Origin of the sequence: Duganella sp. S19_KUP01_CR8 (assembly GCF_036688705.1) — a bacterium.
GTDB lineage: Bacteria > Pseudomonadota > Gammaproteobacteria > Burkholderiales > Burkholderiaceae_D > Rugamonas.
Genome location: NZ_JAQQPR010000006.1, coordinates 26,263 through 45,126, shown reverse-complemented (window position 1 = coordinate 45,126; position 18,864 = coordinate 26,263). Strand labels below are relative to the sequence as shown.

Genomic DNA, 18,864 nt, shown 5'->3' with positions numbered 1-18,864 from the left:
GCCGGATGCCGGCGTTGGCGCTTAGAACTTGAAGTTGGCGGTCAGGCTGGCCGAGCGCGGCGCGCCCGGGGTGTAGCGGTAGCCCGACTTGTTGATCGCCTGCACATACTGCTTGTCGGCCAGGTTGTAGACGTTCAGGCGCAGGTCGACATGCTTGTTGACCGGATACGAAGCCATGGCGTCATACACCCAGTACGAATCGGCGTAGGCCGGGGTGCCGACCGCGCCGTCGGTGCCGCGCATCAGCTTGTCGCTGAAGCGGGCGCCACCGCCGATCTGCAGGCCCATCGGCAGCGTGTACGAGGTCCACAGCGTGAACGCCTGTTTAGGCGTGTAGCTCAGCAGGTTGTCGCCGGAGGCGGTCACCACCTTGCCGGACACCACCTGGGTCGACATGCGGGTGTAGCCCGCGCTGATCAGCCAGCTGCGCATGAGTTCGCCGGTCACGCCCAGCTCGATACCCTGCACGCGCTTCTTGCCGGTCTGGAAGAAGTTGGCCGCGTTGTTCGGGTCGACTTCGATCTCGTTGCGCACGTCGGTGCGGTAGGCCGCGGCCGACAGCGACAGCTTCTGCTTCAGCAGGTCCCACTTGGTGCCGAACTCGTAGTTGGTGGTGATTTGCGGATCGTAGTTCGGGTTGGCCGAGCTGTTGGCGGCCGAGCTCAAGGTGAAGTTGGTGCCGCCCGGCGGCGCTTTCGAGGTCGCCACCAGCGCGTAGACGCTGCTGTCGGCGGTCGGCTTGTACAGCGCCGACAGTTTGCCGTTGAGCAGGTTGTCCGAGGCCGTCAGCGAGTTGGCCAGCAAGGTGCCGACCGGGATGGTCTGCGGCGTGGCCGCGGCCTGCACCGTCACGCCGTTGTAGCTGGTGTTGTAGTGGTCGAGACGCACGCCGGCGTTGAAGATCCACTTGTCGCCCAGCTTGGCGGTGTCGAACAGGTACACGCTTTCGGTGGTGGTGCTGCCGTCGCCGCGGGCGCCGTTGCGCACCAGGCTGACCTGCGAGGCCGTGACCGGCTGGCTGGAATCCGGATGGTAGATGCTGACCAGCGGCAGGCCGGTCGCGCCCGGCGCGTTGACGTTGGTGTAGTTGACCTGCTTCTCGTTGATCAGTTCCAGGCCAGCCACCACGGTGTGCTTGAGCGCGCCGCCGTCGAAGTCGGCGGTGACGGTGGTCTGGTTGGTGATGATTTCGTTCAGCTGGTCTTTGTAGTTCAGGTTGGTGCGCGCCATCATCCAGCTGTCCGGATTGGAGCCGGCCACGACGTTGCGCAGGTTGGCGCCGGTCGACATGAACGAGGTCAGCAGGTAGTCCTGCTTGGTGCGGCCATAGCGGGTGGTGCTTTGCAGCTTGGCGCCGCCGGCGAAGTCATGCTCGATGCGGGCGGTGAACATGTCGGCCTTGACCTTGTCGAAGTCCAGCACCGAACCGTAGAAGTTCTTCGGATCGACCGGCTTGGCGCCGGCCATGAAGTCGAAGCTCGGACCCAGCACGGCCGGGGTGGTGGCGGTGGCCGCCTTGATGACGACCGGCGCCGGCGGGGTCCAGCCCGGCAGGCCGATGGTCAGCACGCCGCCGTCGGGGATGTTGTTCTGGTCGACGTGCAGGTAGTTCAGGTAGACGCGGGTCGGGCCGTTCAGGCCGAAGGCCACCGACGGCGCGATCGCCCAGCGCTTGTTGTTGACCACGTCGCGCGCCGGATTGCCGCTGTCCTGGTCGAGCAGGTTCAGGCGGAAGGCGGTGCCGGTGTCGGCGTTGATCACCTTGTTCAGGTCGGCGCTGACGCGCTTCTGGCTGCCGCTGCCGACCGTGACCGAGCCCATGTAGGCGTCTTCCAGCAGGGGCTTCTTGCTGACCAGGTTGATGGCGCCGGTCGGCGAGCTGCGGCCGTTGTCGGTGCCGGCCGGGCCCTTGAGCACGTCGATCTGTTCGATGTTGAAGGTGTCGCGCGAGATCGAGCCGACGTCGCGCACGCCGTCCACGTAGATGCTGCCGGAGGCGTCGAAGCCGCGCATGTAGATGCCGTCGCCGGTGGTGGTGCTGCCGTTCTCGCCCAGGAAGAAGGCGCCCACGCCCGGGGTGTTGCGCAGCGCTTCGGTCAGCGTTACGGCGCCCTGCTGTTCGATCAGCTCTTTCTTGATGACGGTCAGCGACTGGGCGGTGTCGACCAGTTTCTCGGTGTACTTGGCGGAGGTAGCCTTGTCGGCCTTGAAGTCGTTGATGACGTCGCCCTTGACGCGCACTTCCTGCAAGGTCTGGTTGCTGCCGGCCACGATCACCGGGTCGGTGCCGGCGTCGGCCGCATGGGCGGCGACTGGCAGCAGCATCACGGCCAATGCCGCGCTCATCTGTTGATTGAAGCGCGATTGCGCGTGTTTGCGACTCTTAATCATTTGCATCTTTCTTCCGAGAATGTAGGCGGCTGGCTGCGCTGGGCTGCTGCTTTCTTGCGTCTGGCTGCCGGATCATGGCGATTTCATGCGGAGGATTGTAACAATGAAGTGAACGTATGTAAATGCGAATTATTATCAATAGCGTTTCGCTATGCGAAAAGCTGCGGCGCCCCGGGCTGGGCTGGGGACGCAAATTGTTACCAATGTGAAGCGGCGGGAGTCTAGGACTGTTCGGCGTCCAGCCAGGCGCGGGCGCGGGCCAGCGTCTGCTCCAGCTCGGCGCGGACGGTTTGATAGCGCTGCTCGAGTTCGTCGTCGCGCTGCTCGTTGATGGCGTTTTCCGCCTCGACGGTGGCCTGGATCAGGCGCTTGGCGCCCAGCACGCCGACCGCGCCGCGCAGGCTGTGGAACAGGCGGGCGGCGTCGCGCAGCCGCCCTTCCTGCAGCGCCTGGCCGGCCTGGTCGGCCGGTTCCATGCCGGTGTCGATGGCGCCGCGCACCATCTTGAGCATCACGGCGCGGCCCTTGGCGTCCTTGCCCATCACGCGCATCAGGCTGTCCATATTGAAGATGGCGGCCTCGCCGGCCGGCATGGCGGCGGCCGGGACCGGCGTCGGCGGCGTTGGGACCCGTATCGGCTCGGGAGCCGGCTCGAGAATCGACGGCGCCGACGCCGGCGCCGGCGCAGGTGCAGGTGCAGGTGCAGGTGCGGCGGCGGCCATGGCGGCCAGCAAATCGTCGGTGGCCGGCGGCGCCGCTGGCGCCTGGCCCGGCAGGTGGCGCAGCAGCACCGCCAGCATTTCGTCGACCTCGATCGGCTTGGGAATGAAATCGGTGATGCCGGCCTCCTCGCTGCGATGGCGCTCCGAGCCGAGCACGCCGGCCGTCATGGCAATGATGGGCAGCGTCAGGCCCAGCTGCTGGCGCAGGATGCGGGTGGCGGTAAAACCGTCCATCACCGGCATCTGCATGTCCATCAGCACCAGGTCGTAGTGGCTGGCGCCGGCGCGCAACAGCTCGACCGCCTGGCGGCCGTCGCCCACCACATCCAGCGTCGCGCCCGCGTGTTCGAGGATGCCGCGCGCCACAACTTGATTTAGCGCATTATCTTCCACCAGCAGGAAATGGCTGCCGGCCAGGCTGCCGGCGATGCCCGGATCGGCCACCGGCTGCGGCAGGCCGTCGCTCTTGGCCGCCAGCGCCTGGTGCAGCGCGTCGAACAGGTTGGAGCTGGTGATCGGCTTGACCAGCACCACGTCGGCTTCCGGCGCGTTGGAGATTTCCTCCGCATGGTCGCGGGCGAAGGCGTTGACCATCACCACGATAGGCTGCTTGCCGCCGCCGGCCGCCTCGCGGATGCCCTTGGCCGTGGCCAGGCCGTCCATGCCGGGCATGTGCCAGTCGGCCAACACCACGTCGTAGACCTGGTTGGCCTGCTGGCTCTGGCGGTAGCGGTGTAGCGCGGCCGCGCCGGAATCGACCTCGTCGGCATGCCAGCCCCAAGCCCGGATCAGCTTGGCGATCACTTCGCGGCTGGTGCGGTTGTCGTCGGCCACCAGCAGGCGCAGATTGCCCAGCGCCGGCTTGCGGCGCTCGTCCGGCAGCTCTGGCAGCACCTCGAACGGCAGGCTGAACCAGAACCGGGTGCCCTGGCCCTGCTCGCTGTGGACGGCGATCTGTCCGCCCATCAGCTCGATCAGGCGCTTGGTGATGGCCAGCCCCAGGCCGGTGCCGCCGAAGCGCCGCGTAATGCTCTGGTCGCCCTGCGAGAAGGCCTGGAACAGCTGCGCCAGCTGGGATTCGGTCATGCCCATGCCGGTGTCGCGCACCTCGAAGCGCAGCAGCGCGTGGTCGGCGTCGCGCGCGCTGAGCTCGATGCTGACCACCACCTCGCCGTGCTCGGTGAACTTGATCGCGTTGCCGGCCAGGTTGACCAGGATTTGCTGCAGGCGCATGGCGTCGCCGCGCAGCTGGCGCGGCACCGCCGGGTCGACGCTGATTGCCAGCTCCAGCTCCTTGTCGCCGGCGTTCATGGTCATCAAGGTGGCCAGCGAGTTCATGGTGTCGTCCAGCGCGAATTCCACCGGCGACAGCTCCATGTGGCGCGCCTCGATCTTGGAAAAATCCAGCACGTCGTTGAGGATGCCCAGCAGCGACTGGCCCGACACCCGCACCATGCTCAGGTATTTGCGCTGCTGCGGCGTCAGCGGCGTATTGCCGAGCAGGTAGACCATGCCCAGCACCGCGTTCATCGGCGTGCGGATTTCGTGGCTCATATTGGCCACGAACTCGCTCTTGGCGCGGTTGGCGGCCTCGGCGCGGTCGCGTTCGCTCTCCAGCTCGGCGGCGCGCGCCTCCACCTCCAGCCGCAGCCGGTGGCGCTCGGTGATGTCGGAAATCACCGCCAGCACCTTGGTGCCCTGGTCGGTGCGCACCGCGCTCAGGTTGACTTCGATCGGGAATTCGCTGCCGTCCCGGCGCAGGCCGTACAGCACCGTGCCGTCGCCCATGCGCACCGGCTCGGCGCTGAGGCGGTCGGCAAAGAACTTGACGCGGTGGGCCGCATGCTGGCCGCGCAGGCGCTCCGGCACCAGCATCTCCAGCGGCTGGCCCAGCACCGCCGCGCGCTCGTAGCCGAAGCAGCGCTCGCCTTCGCGGTTGAAGGTTTCGATGCGGCCGTCGACGCCGACCACCACGATGGCGTTGGGCGCGAACTCCACCAGGCTTTGCAGGCGGGCGTCGGCCGCCAGCCGTTCGCGCATCAGGTCGTTGAAGGCGCTGGTCAGCTGGCCGACCTCGTCCTGCGCGTGGGTGGGCAGCGGCGTGAAGCGGCTGGGGTTGTCGCGCAGCGCGACGATGGCGTCGCGCAGCTTGATCAGCGGCGCCAGCAACCGCAAGGTGACCCAGCCGATCAGCGCGGCGGCCGCCAGCGAGGCCAGGGCGCTCCACAGCGCCAGCCGGTACAGCACGCCGTTGAAGGGTTCGAACGCTTCCTCGGCCGGCAACGACGCCGCCAGCACCCAGTCCACCGATTTCAGCGTCTTGTAGCTGTTGAGGGTGCGCTTGCCGGCGCCGTTGACGCTGTCGACCGTGCCTTCGAAATCCTGCTCCAGCGCGCGCGTGGTGGCGGCGTTGGCGTGGGGCTGGCGCGGCTGCAGTATGCGGCTCAGGTCGGGATGCAGCACATACACCGGCGTCGGGCCGCGGGTCAGCGCGAAGTAGTAGCCGGTGCGGCCGACCTTGGCGTTGCGCAGGTGGCCCAGCAGATTGTCCTTGTACAGGCGCAGCACGCCCACCAGCACGCACACCACCTCGCCGCGCGCGTCCAGCACCGGCGCCACCATCTGCACGATGGGTTGCTTGCCGGCGCGGCCGAGCAGCGGTTCGGTGATCAGTGGCTTGCGGGTGCGCATCACCGTCTTGAAGTAGTCGCGGTCGGCGGCGTCGATGCCGACCCGGTTTGGCACTTCCGGCAGGTCGGCAATGATCATGCCTTGCGGGCTGAGCACCAGCAGGTCGTCGAACAGCGCCAGCACCGCGCGGTCCTGGTAGTAGGCGCGCAGCTGGCTGGCGGAGCGGGCGATGGCGGGCGGTTGGTTGCGTGCCGACACGCTGATGATATCGAGCAGCATCAGCAGCTTGTCGTCCAGTTCTTCGGCGGTGCGGTTGATCAGTGCCGTCTGCTGCGTGAACAGCACTTTGGTGAAGTCGTCCTGCATGCGGTGGGTCTGCACCACGGTCACCAGCGCGATCATCAGGACCGAGGTGATACTGGTGGCCAGCGCAACTTTAGCCTTGATGCCGGGAGACTTCATTTCGTCCTTGGAGGCGAGGTCGGGCAGGGAATCGGAGAAATGCCAAATAGACAGCAAATTCTCCTATCAAAGCCCGGCCTTGGCAACAGGATTAACGCTGGGCAGCAGCAATGATCACTTCCGCCACCTTGGCCGGCTGCGACAACATCGGCACGTGGCTGGTTTTCAGCGTGACGGTGGTGGCGTTCAGCTTCCTGGCAAACGCCTGTTGCAGCGCCGGCGCGATCATGCGGTCGTTGGCGGCGGCGATGTAGTAGTTGGGCTTGGTTTTCCAGGCCGCCACGGTGGTGACGTCGCCGAATGCCTTGGAATTGATCGGGCCCTGGGTGGCGGCGATCAGCGCGGCGGTGGCCGGCGGCACGTCCTGGGCGAAGTTCCTGGCGACCGAGTCGGTCGGCAGCCACAGGTAGCCGGCGGCGTCGGCCTGCAGGGTGGCGATGCCTGGTGGCACGGCGTAATCCTTGCCCAGGTTGGCCGAGGCTTCGCCTTCGGACGGCGCGAACGCCGCCACATACACCAGCGCCTTGATTTTGTCGCTGGTGCCGGCCTGGGTGATGACGGTGCCGCCCCACGAGTGGCCCACCAGCACGACGTTGCCGGTCTGCGCATCGACCACGCGCTGGGTCGCGGCGACGTCGTCGGCCAGCGAGGTCAGCGGGTTCTGCACGGCTACGACCTTCAGGCCCTTGGCTTGCAGCAGCGGGATGATCTTGTCCCAGCTGGAACCGTCGGCGAAGGCGCCGTGTACCAGTACGACGGTGGTGTCGGTAGCAGGGGCGGCGGCGTGGGCGCCCAGTGCGGAGGCCAGCAGAGCGGTAGCGATCAGAGTGCGTTTCATGATGATGTCCTTGTGGTTGAGTAGTTAGCGATCAAGTAGTGTGCTACTTGATGTGTTGAACTATAGCTCGCAATTTAATCGTGTGCAAGATAAATATTTTAAATAATTTGTGATAATTCGACCGCTGCGCGAATCCAAACGGCCGCTTCCCGCCTCTTAGCTGGCGAGGGACTTCCTCTGCGACGAATTGGAGTGCACTATGTTTTATGTCAAAAACGTACCGAACTGGGAACGCGCGCTGCGCGTGGCGGCCGGCGTGATCGCGGCCTGGGCCGGCATCGCCATGCTGGGCGGACTGTGGGGGCTGGTGCTGGCGGCGTCGGCGTCGGGCATCGTCGCCTCCGGCCTGTTCGGCTTTTGCCCGATGTGCGCGCTGGTCGGCCGCCGGCTCGATAAGGCTCAGGCGGCCAAACAATCTGGGGGACTATGAGCCTGGCAACACAACACTTACCGGTGCTTGACGCCGCCCATCGCGGCGATCCGGCGGCGCTGGCGCAGCTGCTGCGGCTGTGCCAGCCCGACATCCGCCGCTACGCCCAGCGCAACTGCCTGGTCGGCGACGTCGACGACGCCGTGCAGGAGGCCTTGCTGGTGCTGTCGCGGCGGCTGTCGTCGGTGCGCATGCTGGCGGCGTTTTCCGGCTGGCTGTTCCAGGTCGTCAAGCGCGAGTGCCACCGCCTGGGGCGCGCCGCGCTCGGCCACGACCCCTGGGACGACGAGCGCGCCGAGCAATGGCTGGCCAGCCAGGACACGGCCGGCCTGCGGCTGGAACTGGTCAACGCGCTGGAGTCCTTGCCGGCCGATTATCTGCAGGTGGTGCTGTTGCGCGATTTCGCAGAAATGTCGATCGCCGAGATCGCCGCCGACGTCGGCCAGAGCAGCGCCGCCGTCAAGAGCCGGCTGCACCGGGCGCGCAAAATGGCGCGCGAATACCTGATCGGCTAACTGCGGCATTGGCCGGAAATGACGGCCAAAGGTCTACAATGGCGCCATGATACGAGAACTTCCGTCGCTGGTCCTGCCCGGCGCCAGCATCGAAAACCTCAAGGCCAGTTGCGCGACGTGCAGCATGCACCAGTTGTGCTTGCCGATGGGGCTGGACAACAACGATATGGACCGGCTGGACCAGATCATCGGCCGCCGCCGCAAGGTGGCGCGCGGCGCCCCGCTGTTCCGCGTCGGCGACGCTTTCCAGAGCCTGTTTGCGATACGGCTGGGCCATTTCAAGACCTACCAGGTCAACCGCGACGGCGTCGAGCAGATCACCGGCTTCCAGATGGCCGGCGAATTGCTGGGCATGGACGCCATCAGCACCGACCTGCACCATTGCACCGCCGTGGCGCTGGAAGACAGCGAAGTGTGCGAGATTCCCTTCGACAGCCTGCAGCAGCTGCTGGCCGATATGCCAACCTTGCTGCGCCACTTCCACCGCATGATGAGCCAGGAAATCACGCGCGAGCAAAGCGTGATGCTGTTGTTGGGGAATATGCAGGCGACCCAGCGTTTTGCCGCCTTCCTGGTCAACCTGTCGTCGCGCTACGAGACGCGCGGCTATTCGCCGCACACCTTCCAGCTGCGCATGTCGCGCGAGGAGATCGGCAACTATCTCGGCCTGACGATCGAGAGCATCAGCCGCTTGCTGTCCAGGTTCAAGAAGGAAGGCTTGCTGCGCGTGAGTAACCGCGAGATCGAGCTGCTGCAACCGGCGACGCTGAAGGCGATCACCGCCGGCACCCAGACCTGCGCCTGAAACATGTCGTTCCCGCGCAGGCGGCGGTCCGCCGATGCGGAACCCATGCTGAGTTGGCGGCGCATGCGGCGTATGGATTCCCGCCTGCGCGGGAATGACTAATTATCGGCCGGCGTGGGCAAGTCCGCCTGCAGCGTCACCTGGCGTTGCGCCGGCCAGCTCCAAGTGCCGGCCAGCCGCCAGTCGCGCTTCTCGCCCTCGACCAGCACCACCCAGCGGCTGCGCTCCAGCATCGGCAGGTTGATCTGGAATACGCCGAACTCATCCGGCTGCACCACCAGCTGGATATCCTTTTCCGGCTGCGTCGCATGCGACAGGTGCACGAACAGCCGTTCGGTCTTGCCCTGGTCGCTGACGGTGCGGCGCAGCTGGCCGTTCAGCGTGCCCTGCGTGGCGTCATAGCCTATCTCCGCCGACAAGCCCAGTGACGAAGCCAGGCGGTCGCGCCGCAAGTCCTGGTTGATGGCCTTGCCCTGCTTGTAGTAGTCGCCCACCACCAGCGCGTCCTGGCGCGAGTAGGCCAGCCAGCCGGTGTAGGTACCGGCCACCACCACCACGGCCGGGCCCAGCATCAACAGCCACGGCCAGCGCTGCTTCCACCACGGCGCCTGCGTCATCATCGATACACTCATCTGCGTCCCCTTAGCGCGGCACGAAAAACACCGCATGTTCCTTCACGTGCAGCGACGGCTGGTCGACTGCGGTCAGTTCAATCTCGATCTTGTTCGAGCCCGGGTTGCCGGCGCCGTGCGCGCTGCGCAGGCGGATCGGATAAGCCTTGGTCTCGGTGCCCTCCAGCCGCACCAGGTCGGGCGTCACCTGCGCCAGCGTGGCCATGCCGCTGACCTGGATGCGGTAGGTGTGCGCCTGCTCGGTGGTGTTCATGATCTGCAAGCGGTAGACGTTTTCGATCATGCCCTCTTCCACCTCGCGCCCCATGGCGCCGCGGTCGCGGATCACGTCCAGCTTGAGCGGCGTGCGCAGCCACAGCGCCGTGCCGACCGCCACCACGATCAGCGCCAGGATGGCGGCGTAGATCTTCACCCGGGGGCGCAGCGTGCGCTGGCGGATCTCGGTCGGCGTGTAATGCATCAGCAGCGCGCGCTCGGTGCTGTAGCGGATCAGGCCGTGCGGCTGGCCGATCTTGTCCATCACGCCGTTGCAGGCGTCGACGCAGGCGGCGCAGCCGATGCACTCGTACTGCAGGCCCTTGCGGATGTCGATGCCGGTCGGGCAGACCTGCACGCACAGGCTGCAATCGATGCAGGAACCGCCGTTGACTTCCTCGCGCTTCGACAGCGGCACGCGCGGTTCGCCGCGCTCGGTGTCGTAGGTGATGATCAGCGTGTCGCGGTCGAACATCGAGCTCTGGAAGCGGGCGTACGGGCACATGTACTTGCACACCTGCTCGCGCAGCCAGCCGGCGTTGCCGTAGGTGGCCAGGCTGTAGAACAGCACCCAGAACCATTCCCACGGTCCGAAGCTCAAGGTCAGCACCTCGTTGCCGAGGAATTTGATCGGCGTGAAGTAGCCAACAAAAGTGAAGCCGGTCCACAACGCCACCGTGCCCCAGGCCAGGTGCTTGGCGCCCTTTTTGGCAAACTTGGCGGCCGACGGCGGCTGCCGGTCCAGCGCGATGCGGGCGCTGCGCTTGCCTTCGATCTGGCGTTCTATCCACAGGAAGATTTCGGTATAAACCGTTTGCGGGCAGGCGAAGCCGCACCACACCCGCCCGGCCACCGCGGTGGCCAGGAACAGCAGGTAGGCGCAGATGATCAGCAGCGCCGCCAGGTAGATGAAGTCCTGCGGCCACAAGACCAGGCCGAAGATGTAGAACTTGCGCGCCACCAGGTCGAACAGCAGGGCCTGGCGGCCGTTCCACTGCATCCACGGGGTGCAGTAGAACGCCAGTTGCGTCAGCCAGACACACAGCCAGCGCAGGCGGGCGTAGCGGCCCGAGGTTTCACGCGGATAGATCTCCTCGCGCGCCGCATACATCTTGATGACTTGTGGTGCAGGATCGTTCATTTTGCTGCCGTGACCGGTGCTGTTTCAACCTGCTTGACGTCGTTCGACAAGCTCCACACGTAGGCGGCCAGCACATGCACCTTGGCGTCGCCGAGGAAGTCGTCGAACGCCGGCATGGTGGTGCTGCGACCCTTGCGGATGGTTTCCATGATGGTCTCGGCGCTGCCGCCGAACAGCCAGATCTTGTCGGTCAGGTTGGGCGCGCCGATGGCCTGGTTGCCGGTGCCGCCGGCGCTGTGGCAAGCCATGCAGGCGCCGAACTTGTCCTTGCCGAACACCGCCTTGATCGGATCGGCGGTCGCGCCGGACAGGCTCAGCACGTAATGGGCGACGTTCTCCACTTCCTTGTCCGAGCCCAGCGCGGCGCCCATGGCCGGCATCACGCCGGTGCGGCCGTGCAGGATGGTTTCCTTGATGGTCTCGGGAGTGCCGCCGAACAGCCAGTCCTTGTCGGTCAGGTTGGGGAAGCCCTTGTTGCCGCGCGCGTCCGAGCCGTGGCACTGCGCGCAGTAGGTCAGGAACAGGCGTTCGCCGATGGCGTGCGCCTTGGGATCGGCCGCCACCGCCTTCAGGTCCTGCTTCTGGTATTGCGCGAACAGCGGACCGTAGTCGGTGTCGGCCTGCTTCAGCTCGGCCTGGTACTGGCCCGAGGATTTCCAGCCCAGCTTGCCGGCGTAGCTGCCCAGGCCCGGATACAGCACCAGGTAGACCAGCGCGAACACGATGGTGATGTAGAACAGCCACATCCACCAGCGCGGCATCGGCGTGTTCAGCTCGCTCAAGTCTTCGTCCCAGACGTGGCCGGTGGTTTCGCCGGCCTTGCCCTTGATCTTGGATTGCGAGTACAGCAGGATGCCGCAGCCGGCGATGCCGAGCAGGGTCAGCACCACGATGTACATGTCCCAGAAGCCGTTGGTGAAATCAGCCATGACGGTTCTCCTCGTCGTCGAACGGCAGCTGTGCCGCCTCGGCGAAATCGGCTTCCTTGTTGCTGATGAAAGCCCACCACAGGATGCCGGCGAAAGTGATGAAGGAAATCACCGTCATCACGCTGCTGGCGCGGTCAAACAGGTTCTCGATAGCCATGCTAGTTCCTCGTCTTGATTAATGTGCCCAGGCCTTGCAGGTAGGCGATCAGGGCGTCTTCTTCGGTCTTGTCTTTCAACTCGGCCGGGGCGGCGGCGATCTCGGCGTCGGTGTAGGGATCGCCGAGGCGCTTCAGAGCCTTCATCTTCGGCACGATGCCTTCCGGCGCCAGCGCGGTCTGCGCCAGCCACGGGTAGTTCGGCATATTCGATTCCGGTACCACGTCGCGCGGATTGGCCAGGTGGGTGCGGTGCCATTCGTCGCTGTAGCGGCCGCCCACGCGCGCCAGGTCGGGCCCGGTGCGCTTGGAGCCCCACTGGAACGGCCGGTCGTAGACGAACTCGCCGGCGACCGAGTAGTGGCCGTAGCGTTCAGTCTCGGCGCGGAACGGCCGTATCATCTGCGAGTGGCAGTTGTAGCAGCCTTCGCGCACGTAGATGTCGCGGCCGGCCAGGCGCAGCGGCGAGTACGGTTTCAGGCCGGCGATCGGCTCGGTGGTGGACTTCTGGAAGAACAGCGGCACGATCTCGACGGCACCGCCGACGCTGACCACCAGCGTCACCAGCGCGATCAGCAGCCAGGGGTTTCTTTCAATCCAATCATGTGAAAATTTCATGCTCAGCTCCGATATCAGGCGTGGCCGGCGGCAAGCGCGGGAATGCGCGCCACGGCGGTTTCGCGGTTACGCAAGGTCATCCAGGTGTTGTAGCCCATCACGCACATGCCGCTCAGGTACAGCAGGCCGCCGAAGAAGCGCACCACGTAGTACGGATAGGTGGCTTTGACGCCTTCGACAAAGGTGTAGGTCAGCGTGCCGTCCGGATTGACCGCGCGCCACATCAAGCCCTGCATCACGCCGGCGATCCACATCGCGGCGATGTACAGCACGATGCCGATGGTGGCGACCCAGAAGTGCAGGTCGATCAGCTTGGTGCTATACATTTTTTGCTGGCCGGCCAGGCGCGGCAGCAGGTAGTAGATCGAGCCCATGGTGATGAAGCCGACCCAGCCCAGCGCGCCGCCGTGGACGTGGGCGATACCCCAGTCGGTGTAGTGCGACAGTGCGTTGACGGTCTTGATCGACATCATCGGGCCTTCGAAGGTGGCCATGCCGTAGAACGACAGCGAGACGATCATGAATTTCAAAATCGGGTCGGTGCGCAGCTTGTGCCAGGCGCCCGACAACGTCATGATGCCGTTGATCATGCCGCCCCAGCTAGGCGCCAGCAGGATCAGCGAGAACACCATGCCGATCGATTGCGTCCAGTCCGGCAGCGCGGTGTAGTGCAGGTGGTGCGGGCCGGCCCACATATAGGTGAAGATCAGCGCCCAGAAGTGCACGATCGACAGGCGGTACGAGTACACCGGACGCTCGGCCTGCTTCGGAATGAAGTAGTACACCATGCCCAGGTAGCCGGCGGTCAGGATGAAGCCGACCGCGTTGTGGCCGTACCACCACTGGATCATGGCGTCCTGCACGCCCGAATAGGCGGAGTACGATTTGAACAGCGTGGCCGGCATGGCGGCGGCGTTGACCACGTGCAGGATGGTGACGGCGATGATGTAGCCGGCGAAGAACCAGTTGGCGACGTAGACGTGCTTGACCTTGCGCGTTAAAAGAGTGCCGAAGAACACCACCGCGTAGGCGATCCACACCACCGCGATCAGCAGCGCGATCGGCCATTCCAGCTCGGCGTATTCCTTGCCGCGCGTCAGGCCCATCGGCAGCGTGACGACGGCGCTGAGGATCACCGCCTGCCAGCCCCAGAAGGTGAAGGCGGCCAGCTTGTCCGAGAACAGCCGCACCTGGCAGGTGCGCTGCACAACGTAGTACGAGGTGGCGAACAGTCCGCTGATGCCGAACGCAAAGATGACGGCATTGGTATGCAGGGGCCGCAGGCGGCCATAGGTCAACCATGGAATGTCCAGGTTCAGCGCCGGCCATGCCAGCTGGGCGGCGATGATGACGCCTACCAGCATGCCGACGATACCCCAGACCACGGTGGCGATTGCGAATTGTTTCACAATCTTGTAGTTGTAGTTCTGTGCAAGGTCCACTTGAAGTTCTCCCAAGAACGCTTTGATGATGTGTATCAAAGGTTACGTTTGCGAGACTCAAAAATCCTTGATGTGAATCAAAATTTCCCGGATCAGCTCATTCCACTGGCGGCTTGTCGTCGTCCTGCAGCACGCGCAGCGCCGGGCCGACCAGATCGTCGAACTGGCCGCCGTCCGAGGCGGAAAAGAAAATCCACAGTGCGGCGAACACCAGCAGCACGCTGAGCGGAATGAGCAGGTAGAGCGCTTCCATCATGTTCCCCTTCTGAGGCGCAGCGCGTTGGCCACCACCACGGCCGAGCTGAGCGCCATGCCGACGCCGGACAGCCACGGGTTGAGCCAGCCCAGCGCCGCCGCCGGGATCGCCACCGCGTTGTAGACGCTGGCCCAGGCCAGGTTCTGGCGGATCACGCGCATGGTGCGGGCCGCCACGCGGGCGCTGTCGGCCACCGCGTCCAGGCGGCCGCACAGCAGCACCGCGTCCGCATGGGCTTGCGCCAGCGCGGCGCCGGCGCCCATCGCGAACGAGACGTCGGCCGCGCTGAGCACGGCGGCGTCGTTGATGCCGTCGCCCACCATCGCCACCACCGCGCCCTTCTGTTGCAGGCGCTTGACGAAGGCCAGTTTTTCATCGGGCAGGTAGCCGCCGATGGTGGTATGGATGCCGAGCCGGTCGCCGACCTCGCGCGCCAGCCGGTCGTGGTCGCCGCTGAGCAGCACCACGGTCTTGCCGGCCTGGCGGAAATAATCGACCGTGGCCTGGGCGTCCGGCCGCAGGCCGTCGAGCAGGTGGAAGCAGGCCAGCCACTGGCCGTCGACGCCGAGGTAGACCGGGGTCACGCCGCTGCCGGCGTCGTGCGGCGGCGCCGTGCCGCTGAGTTCGGCCACGAAGCCGGCATTGCCCAGCCGGTACAGGCGGTTGTGCAGCACGCCTTCGATGCCGCGGCCGGGCGCTTCGACCGCCACCACCGGCTGCCAGTCGGCGCGCGCGCCGTCGTGGGCCGCCGCCGCCGCGTTGACGATGGCGCGCGCCAGCGGATGGGCGCTGCCGGCGTCCAGCGCGGCCGCCACCTGCAGGCAGAAGTCGGGCTGCATCAAGCCCAGTTGCTGGATCTCTTGCAGCATCGGCCGGCCGTAGGTCAGCGTGCCGGTCTTGTCGAACACCACGTGGGTGGCGCGGTGCAAGGTCTCCAGCGTTTGCGGGCCGGTGATCAGGACGCCTTGCCGCAGCAGGCGGTCGGTGGCGGCGGCCAGCGCGGTCGGCGTGGCCAGCGACAGCGCGCACGGGCAGGACACCACCAGCACAGCGATCGCGATCGGCCAGGCGCGCGCGGCGCTGTCGCCGTCCAGCCAGTACCAGAACCCGAAGGTGGCCAGCGCCAGCAGCAGCAGCGCCAGCACGAACCAGCCGGCCACCTGGTCGGCCCATTGCGCGATGCGCGGCTTGTCGCGGCCAGCGCGGTCGATCAGCTTGACCAGCTGGGACATGGTGCTGTCCAGCGCCAGCCGGCTCACGCGCGCCAGGATCACCGCACCGGCGTTGATGGCGCCGCCCGGCAGCGCGTCGCCGACGTCCTTGGCCACCGGCGCGCTCTCGCCGCTGAGCAGCGACAGGTCGAGCACGGTACGGCCGTCGACGATGACGCAGTCGGCCGCCACCGCCTCGCCCGGCTTGATCATGATGACGTCGTCCACCGCCAGCGCGGCGGCCTTGACCAGGGTGGCCGCGTGGCTGTCCGGGTAATCCGCCAGCAGCGTGGCCGAGGCCGGCAACGCGTGCTGCAGGCGCTCCAGCGCGGCGCCGGCCTTGCGGCGCGCGCGCAGCTCCAGGTAGCGGCTGCACAGCAGCAGGAAGATGAACATCGTCACCGAATCGAAATACACTTCGCCCTGGCCGCGCACGGTGGCCCCGACGCTGCCGCCGAACGCGGCGGCGATGCCCAGCGCCACCGGCACGTCCATGCCCGGCGCGCGCGCCCGCAGGCTGGCCCAGGCGCCGCGCCAGAACGGCTGCGCCGAGTAGCAGATGGCCGGCAAGGTCAGCAACAGGCTGGCCCAGCGCATCAGCGCGGCCATGCTGTCGTCCAGCGTGCCGGACTCGGCCAGGTAGGCCGGCGCCACGTACATCATCACCTGCATCATCGACAGGCCGGCCACGAACAGCTGGCGGCCCAGCGTTTTGGCGGCCTTGCGCTGCTGCTCGCCGTGGCGCTGGGCGTCGTAGGGATAAGCGGCATAGCCGATCGCGTGCAGCGCGGCCAGGATGTCGCCGGGCTGGCAGGCGTCCTGGCGCCAGCGCACGTACAGGCGCTCGGTGGCGACGTTGAGCTGGGCGCTGTCGACGCCGGGCAGCTTGGCCAGCCGCTGTTCGATCAGCCACACGCAGGCGGCGCAGCGGATGCCTTCGACCGCCAGCGTGGTTTCGCGGCTGTCTTCATCGAGAGCGAAGCGCGGGTCGGCGTTGTCGTACAGGCGCAGTTCCGGCGGCAGCATCTCCGCGCCCTCGGCGCTGGCCGCAAAGGCGGAGCGTTCGCGGTAGTAGGACTCCTGGCCCAGGTCGACAATGGTTTGCGCCACCGCCGCGCAGCCAGGGCAGCACATGGTGTGCGCGGCGCCGGCGATGTGCACGGTCCACGCTGGATTGACGGTGGCCGGCAGCGGCAGGCCGCAGTGGTAGCAGACGCTGTCGCTCGCGAGTAATGTGCGGCTTATTGATGTGGAGTCAGGCATAAAGTATCCATCCAGTCGGGAGCGATGCCGCCGGCCGCGCGCGCCAAGCCCAGCAGGCCAAAGGCCAGCACCAGCAGGCCGCAGGCGATGCGCACGCGGCGTTGTTGCAGCGCGCGTTGCAGGCGGGCGCCTAGCAGTCCGAGGCCTGTCAGCATCGGCAGCGTGCCCAGGCCGAAGGCCAGCATGACGGCGGCGCCGTCGCTGGCCGAGCCGCTCAGCATCGCGGTCAGCAGCACGCTGTAGACCATGCCGCACGGCAGCCAGCCCCACAGCAGGCCCAGCGCGAAAGCCTGGTGCGGACGGTTGGCCGGCATCAGCGATTTCATCATCGGCGCGATCACCGGCTGCGCACGCTGCCACAGCACGCGCCCGCCCTGCTCCAGCAAGGCCAGGCCACGCCAGGCGTCCATCAGGTACAGGCCCAGCGCCACCAACATCAGGTTGGCCAGCCAATAGAAGCCCAGTTGCAGGCCCGCCAGCGAGGCGATGCTGCGCGCACCGCCGGCCAGGCCGCCCGCCAGCGCGCCGGCCGCCATGTAGCTGGCGATGCGGCCGGCGTTGTACGACAGCACGCGCGGCAAGGCGCTGCCGCGGACGGCGGCGATCGGTATCACATTGCGCAGCGGTGGCGCTGTGCTCACCGACAGCGCGCCGACGATGCCGCCGCACATGCCGATGCAGTGGACGCTGCCTGCCAGCCCCACCACCATCACCGGCAATAACTGCAAGGCGTTCATATCGTTTTCGAATAGCGCAGCGGCTGCGGGCCGTCGGCGCGCGGCAGGCTCAGGTAGCGGTCGAACACCATGCAGATATTGCGTATCAGCAGGCGGCCTTTCGGCGTCACGGAAATCCATTCCGGGTCGATCTCCACCAGGCCGTCGTCCTCGAAGGCTTTCAATTTTTCCAGCTCGGCGGCGAAGTACTGCGGGAAGCGGATCGGGTAAGCCTGCTCGATCGAGGCGATCGACAGTTCGAAATTGCACATCAGCTTCTGGATCACGATGCGGCGCAGCAGGTCGTCGGTATCGAGCTTGATGCCGCGCGTGACCGGCAGCTTGCCTTCGTCGAGTTTTTCGTAGTACGCCTCCAGCGTTTTCTCGTTCTGGCTGTAGGTGGCGCCGACCGCGCTGATGGCCGACACGCCGCAGGAAATCAGCTCGGCCTCGGCGCGCGTCGAATAGCCCTGGAAGTTGCGCTGCAAACGGCCCTGGCGCTGCGCCACCGCCAGCTCGTCTTCCGGCTTGGCGAAATGGTCCATGCCGATGTAGACGTAGCCGGCCGCGCACAAGCGGCGGATGCACAAGGCCAGCAAGTCCAGCTTGACGGCCGGCGTCGGCAGGTCGGCGTCGGCAATGCGGCGCTGCGGCTTGAACAGGTGCGGCATGTGCGCGTAGTTGTACAGCGCGATGCGGTCGGGATCGGCGGCGATCACCTTGTCCAGCGTTTGCTCCATGCTGGCCATGCTTTGCTTCGGCAGGCCGTAGATCAGGTCGATGCTGATGGAGCGGAAGCCGGCATCGCGCGCGGCGTCCATCACGGCACGGGTTTCCGCCTCCGGCTGGATGCGGTTGACGGCCTTCTGCACCTCCGGATCGAAATCCTGCACGCCCAGGCTGATGCGGTTGAAGCCCTGCGCGCGCAGCGAATGCACCCGTTCGACGCTGACGGTGCGCGGATCGATCTCGATCGAATACTCGCCCTGGGCGTCCGGCGCGAACTGGAAGTTGGCGTGCAAGTGCGCCATCAGGTCGCCCATCTGGCGGTCGCTCAGGTAGGTTGGCGTGCCGCCGCCGAAGTGCAACTGTTCGATCTGGCCCATGCCGGCGAACAGGCGGCCCTGCATGTCGATTTCCTGCTTCAGGTAGCCGAGGTAGGTGGCGGCCTTGCCGTGGTCCTTGGTGACGATCTTGTTGCAGCCGCAGTAGTAGCAGATGGTGTCGCAGAACGGGATGTGGATGTACAAGGACAAGGGCCGCCGGCTGCGGCGCATGCGCAAGCCTGCCACCGCCTCCAGGAACTGGCCGTAGCCGAAGTCTTGCTGGAAGCGGTCGGCCGTTGGGTACGAGGTGTAGCGCGGGCCGGATTGGCTCAGCTTGCCGATGATGGCGGCGTCGAATTCGACGTTGGGGAATGCGCCGCCGGTGTGGTTCTCAGTGGTATTCATT

General features: G+C 66.2%; 16 protein-coding genes. 3 read left to right on the top strand and 13 right to left on the bottom strand.

Annotated elements, in window-relative coordinates; all coding sequences use genetic code 11:
- Positions 1–21 precede the first annotated feature (21 nt).
- From V6M89_RS07775 to V6M89_RS07765, 3 genes are all read right to left on the bottom strand, one after another.
- A complete protein-coding gene (locus tag V6M89_RS07775) occupies positions 22–2,397 on the bottom strand; it encodes a catecholate siderophore receptor Fiu (protein ID WP_332852655.1) in 2,376 nt (791 codons plus the stop codon).
- A 215-nt stretch (positions 2,398–2,612) separates the two neighbouring features.
- Positions 2,613–6,206, bottom strand: coding sequence for a response regulator (locus V6M89_RS07770; protein WP_332852820.1), 3,594 nt, complete (start codon positions 6,204–6,206; stop codon positions 2,613–2,615).
- A gap of 91 nt (positions 6,207–6,297) precedes the next feature.
- Complete coding sequence (locus tag V6M89_RS07765; RefSeq protein WP_332852654.1) at positions 6,298–7,044, bottom strand: alpha/beta fold hydrolase; 747 nt, start codon at positions 7,042–7,044, stop codon at positions 6,298–6,300.
- Positions 7,045–7,243: 199 nt separating this feature from the next.
- Here V6M89_RS07765 and V6M89_RS07760 point away from each other — a divergent pair, with 199 nt between their 5' ends.
- From V6M89_RS07760 to fnr, 3 genes are read left to right on the top strand one after another with little or no spacing between them, the layout of a single operon-like run.
- Positions 7,244–7,474 (top strand): YgaP family membrane protein, encoded by a 231-nt coding sequence (locus tag V6M89_RS07760; protein ID WP_332852653.1) that lies wholly within the window; start codon positions 7,244–7,246, stop codon positions 7,472–7,474.
- The gene (locus V6M89_RS07755; protein ID WP_332852652.1) at positions 7,471–7,989 is read left to right on the top strand and encodes an RNA polymerase sigma factor; all 519 of its coding nucleotides are present in this window, start codon (positions 7,471–7,473) and stop codon (positions 7,987–7,989) included. Before V6M89_RS07760 ends, V6M89_RS07755 begins: the two co-directional genes overlap by 4 nt.
- 46 nt (positions 7,990–8,035) lie before the next feature.
- A complete protein-coding gene (gene fnr, locus V6M89_RS07750) occupies positions 8,036–8,794 on the top strand; it encodes a fumarate/nitrate reduction transcriptional regulator Fnr (RefSeq protein WP_332852651.1) in 759 nt (252 codons plus the stop codon).
- 98 nt (positions 8,795–8,892) lie between these two features.
- Here the strand turns inward: fnr and V6M89_RS07745 are convergent, their stop codons facing one another.
- The 10 genes from V6M89_RS07745 to hemN form a co-directional block, all read right to left on the bottom strand.
- The gene (locus V6M89_RS07745; protein WP_332852650.1) at positions 8,893–9,426 is read right to left on the bottom strand and encodes a FixH family protein; all 534 of its coding nucleotides are present in this window, start codon (positions 9,424–9,426) and stop codon (positions 8,893–8,895) included.
- Positions 9,427–9,436: 10 nt separating this feature from the next.
- Positions 9,437–10,822 carry a cytochrome c oxidase accessory protein CcoG gene (ccoG, locus tag V6M89_RS07740; RefSeq protein WP_332852649.1) on the bottom strand — a complete coding sequence of 462 codons (1,386 nt, stop codon included), beginning with the start codon at positions 10,820–10,822 and terminating at the stop codon, positions 9,437–9,439.
- Positions 10,819–11,751 carry a cytochrome-c oxidase, cbb3-type subunit III gene (ccoP, locus tag V6M89_RS07735; RefSeq protein ID WP_332852648.1) on the bottom strand — a complete coding sequence of 311 codons (933 nt, stop codon included), beginning with the start codon at positions 11,749–11,751 and terminating at the stop codon, positions 10,819–10,821. Before ccoP ends, ccoG begins: the two co-directional genes overlap by 4 nt.
- The gene (locus V6M89_RS07730) at positions 11,744–11,908 is read right to left on the bottom strand and encodes a cbb3-type cytochrome oxidase subunit 3 (protein WP_332852647.1); all 165 of its coding nucleotides are present in this window, start codon (positions 11,906–11,908) and stop codon (positions 11,744–11,746) included. Before V6M89_RS07730 ends, ccoP begins: the two co-directional genes overlap by 8 nt.
- A gap of 1 nt (position 11,909) precedes the next feature.
- The gene (gene ccoO, locus V6M89_RS07725; protein ID WP_217941499.1) at positions 11,910–12,524 is read right to left on the bottom strand and encodes a cytochrome-c oxidase, cbb3-type subunit II; all 615 of its coding nucleotides are present in this window, start codon (positions 12,522–12,524) and stop codon (positions 11,910–11,912) included.
- Positions 12,525–12,538: 14 nt separating this feature from the next.
- Positions 12,539–13,966: a cytochrome-c oxidase, cbb3-type subunit I gene (gene ccoN, locus V6M89_RS07720; protein ID WP_332852646.1), complete on the bottom strand. Its 1,428-nt coding sequence runs from the start codon at positions 13,964–13,966 to the stop codon at positions 12,539–12,541.
- Positions 13,967–14,063: 97 nt separating this feature from the next.
- Positions 14,064–14,219: a cbb3-type cytochrome oxidase assembly protein CcoS gene (ccoS, locus tag V6M89_RS07715; protein WP_116991442.1), complete on the bottom strand. Its 156-nt coding sequence runs from the start codon at positions 14,217–14,219 to the stop codon at positions 14,064–14,066.
- The gene (locus V6M89_RS07710; protein ID WP_332852645.1) at positions 14,219–16,696 is read right to left on the bottom strand and encodes a heavy metal translocating P-type ATPase; all 2,478 of its coding nucleotides are present in this window, start codon (positions 16,694–16,696) and stop codon (positions 14,219–14,221) included. Before V6M89_RS07710 ends, ccoS begins: the two co-directional genes overlap by 1 nt.
- Entirely contained in the window at positions 16,675–17,433 is a 759-nt protein-coding gene (locus V6M89_RS07705) for a sulfite exporter TauE/SafE family protein (protein WP_332852644.1), read from the bottom strand. The genes V6M89_RS07710 and V6M89_RS07705 overlap by 22 nt, the downstream gene beginning before the upstream one ends.
- On the bottom strand, positions 17,430–18,863 hold the full coding sequence (hemN, locus tag V6M89_RS07700; RefSeq protein WP_332852643.1) for an oxygen-independent coproporphyrinogen III oxidase: 1,434 nt from the start codon (positions 18,861–18,863) through the stop codon (positions 17,430–17,432). Before hemN ends, V6M89_RS07705 begins: the two co-directional genes overlap by 4 nt.
- Between the last annotated feature and the right edge of the window lies 1 nt (position 18,864).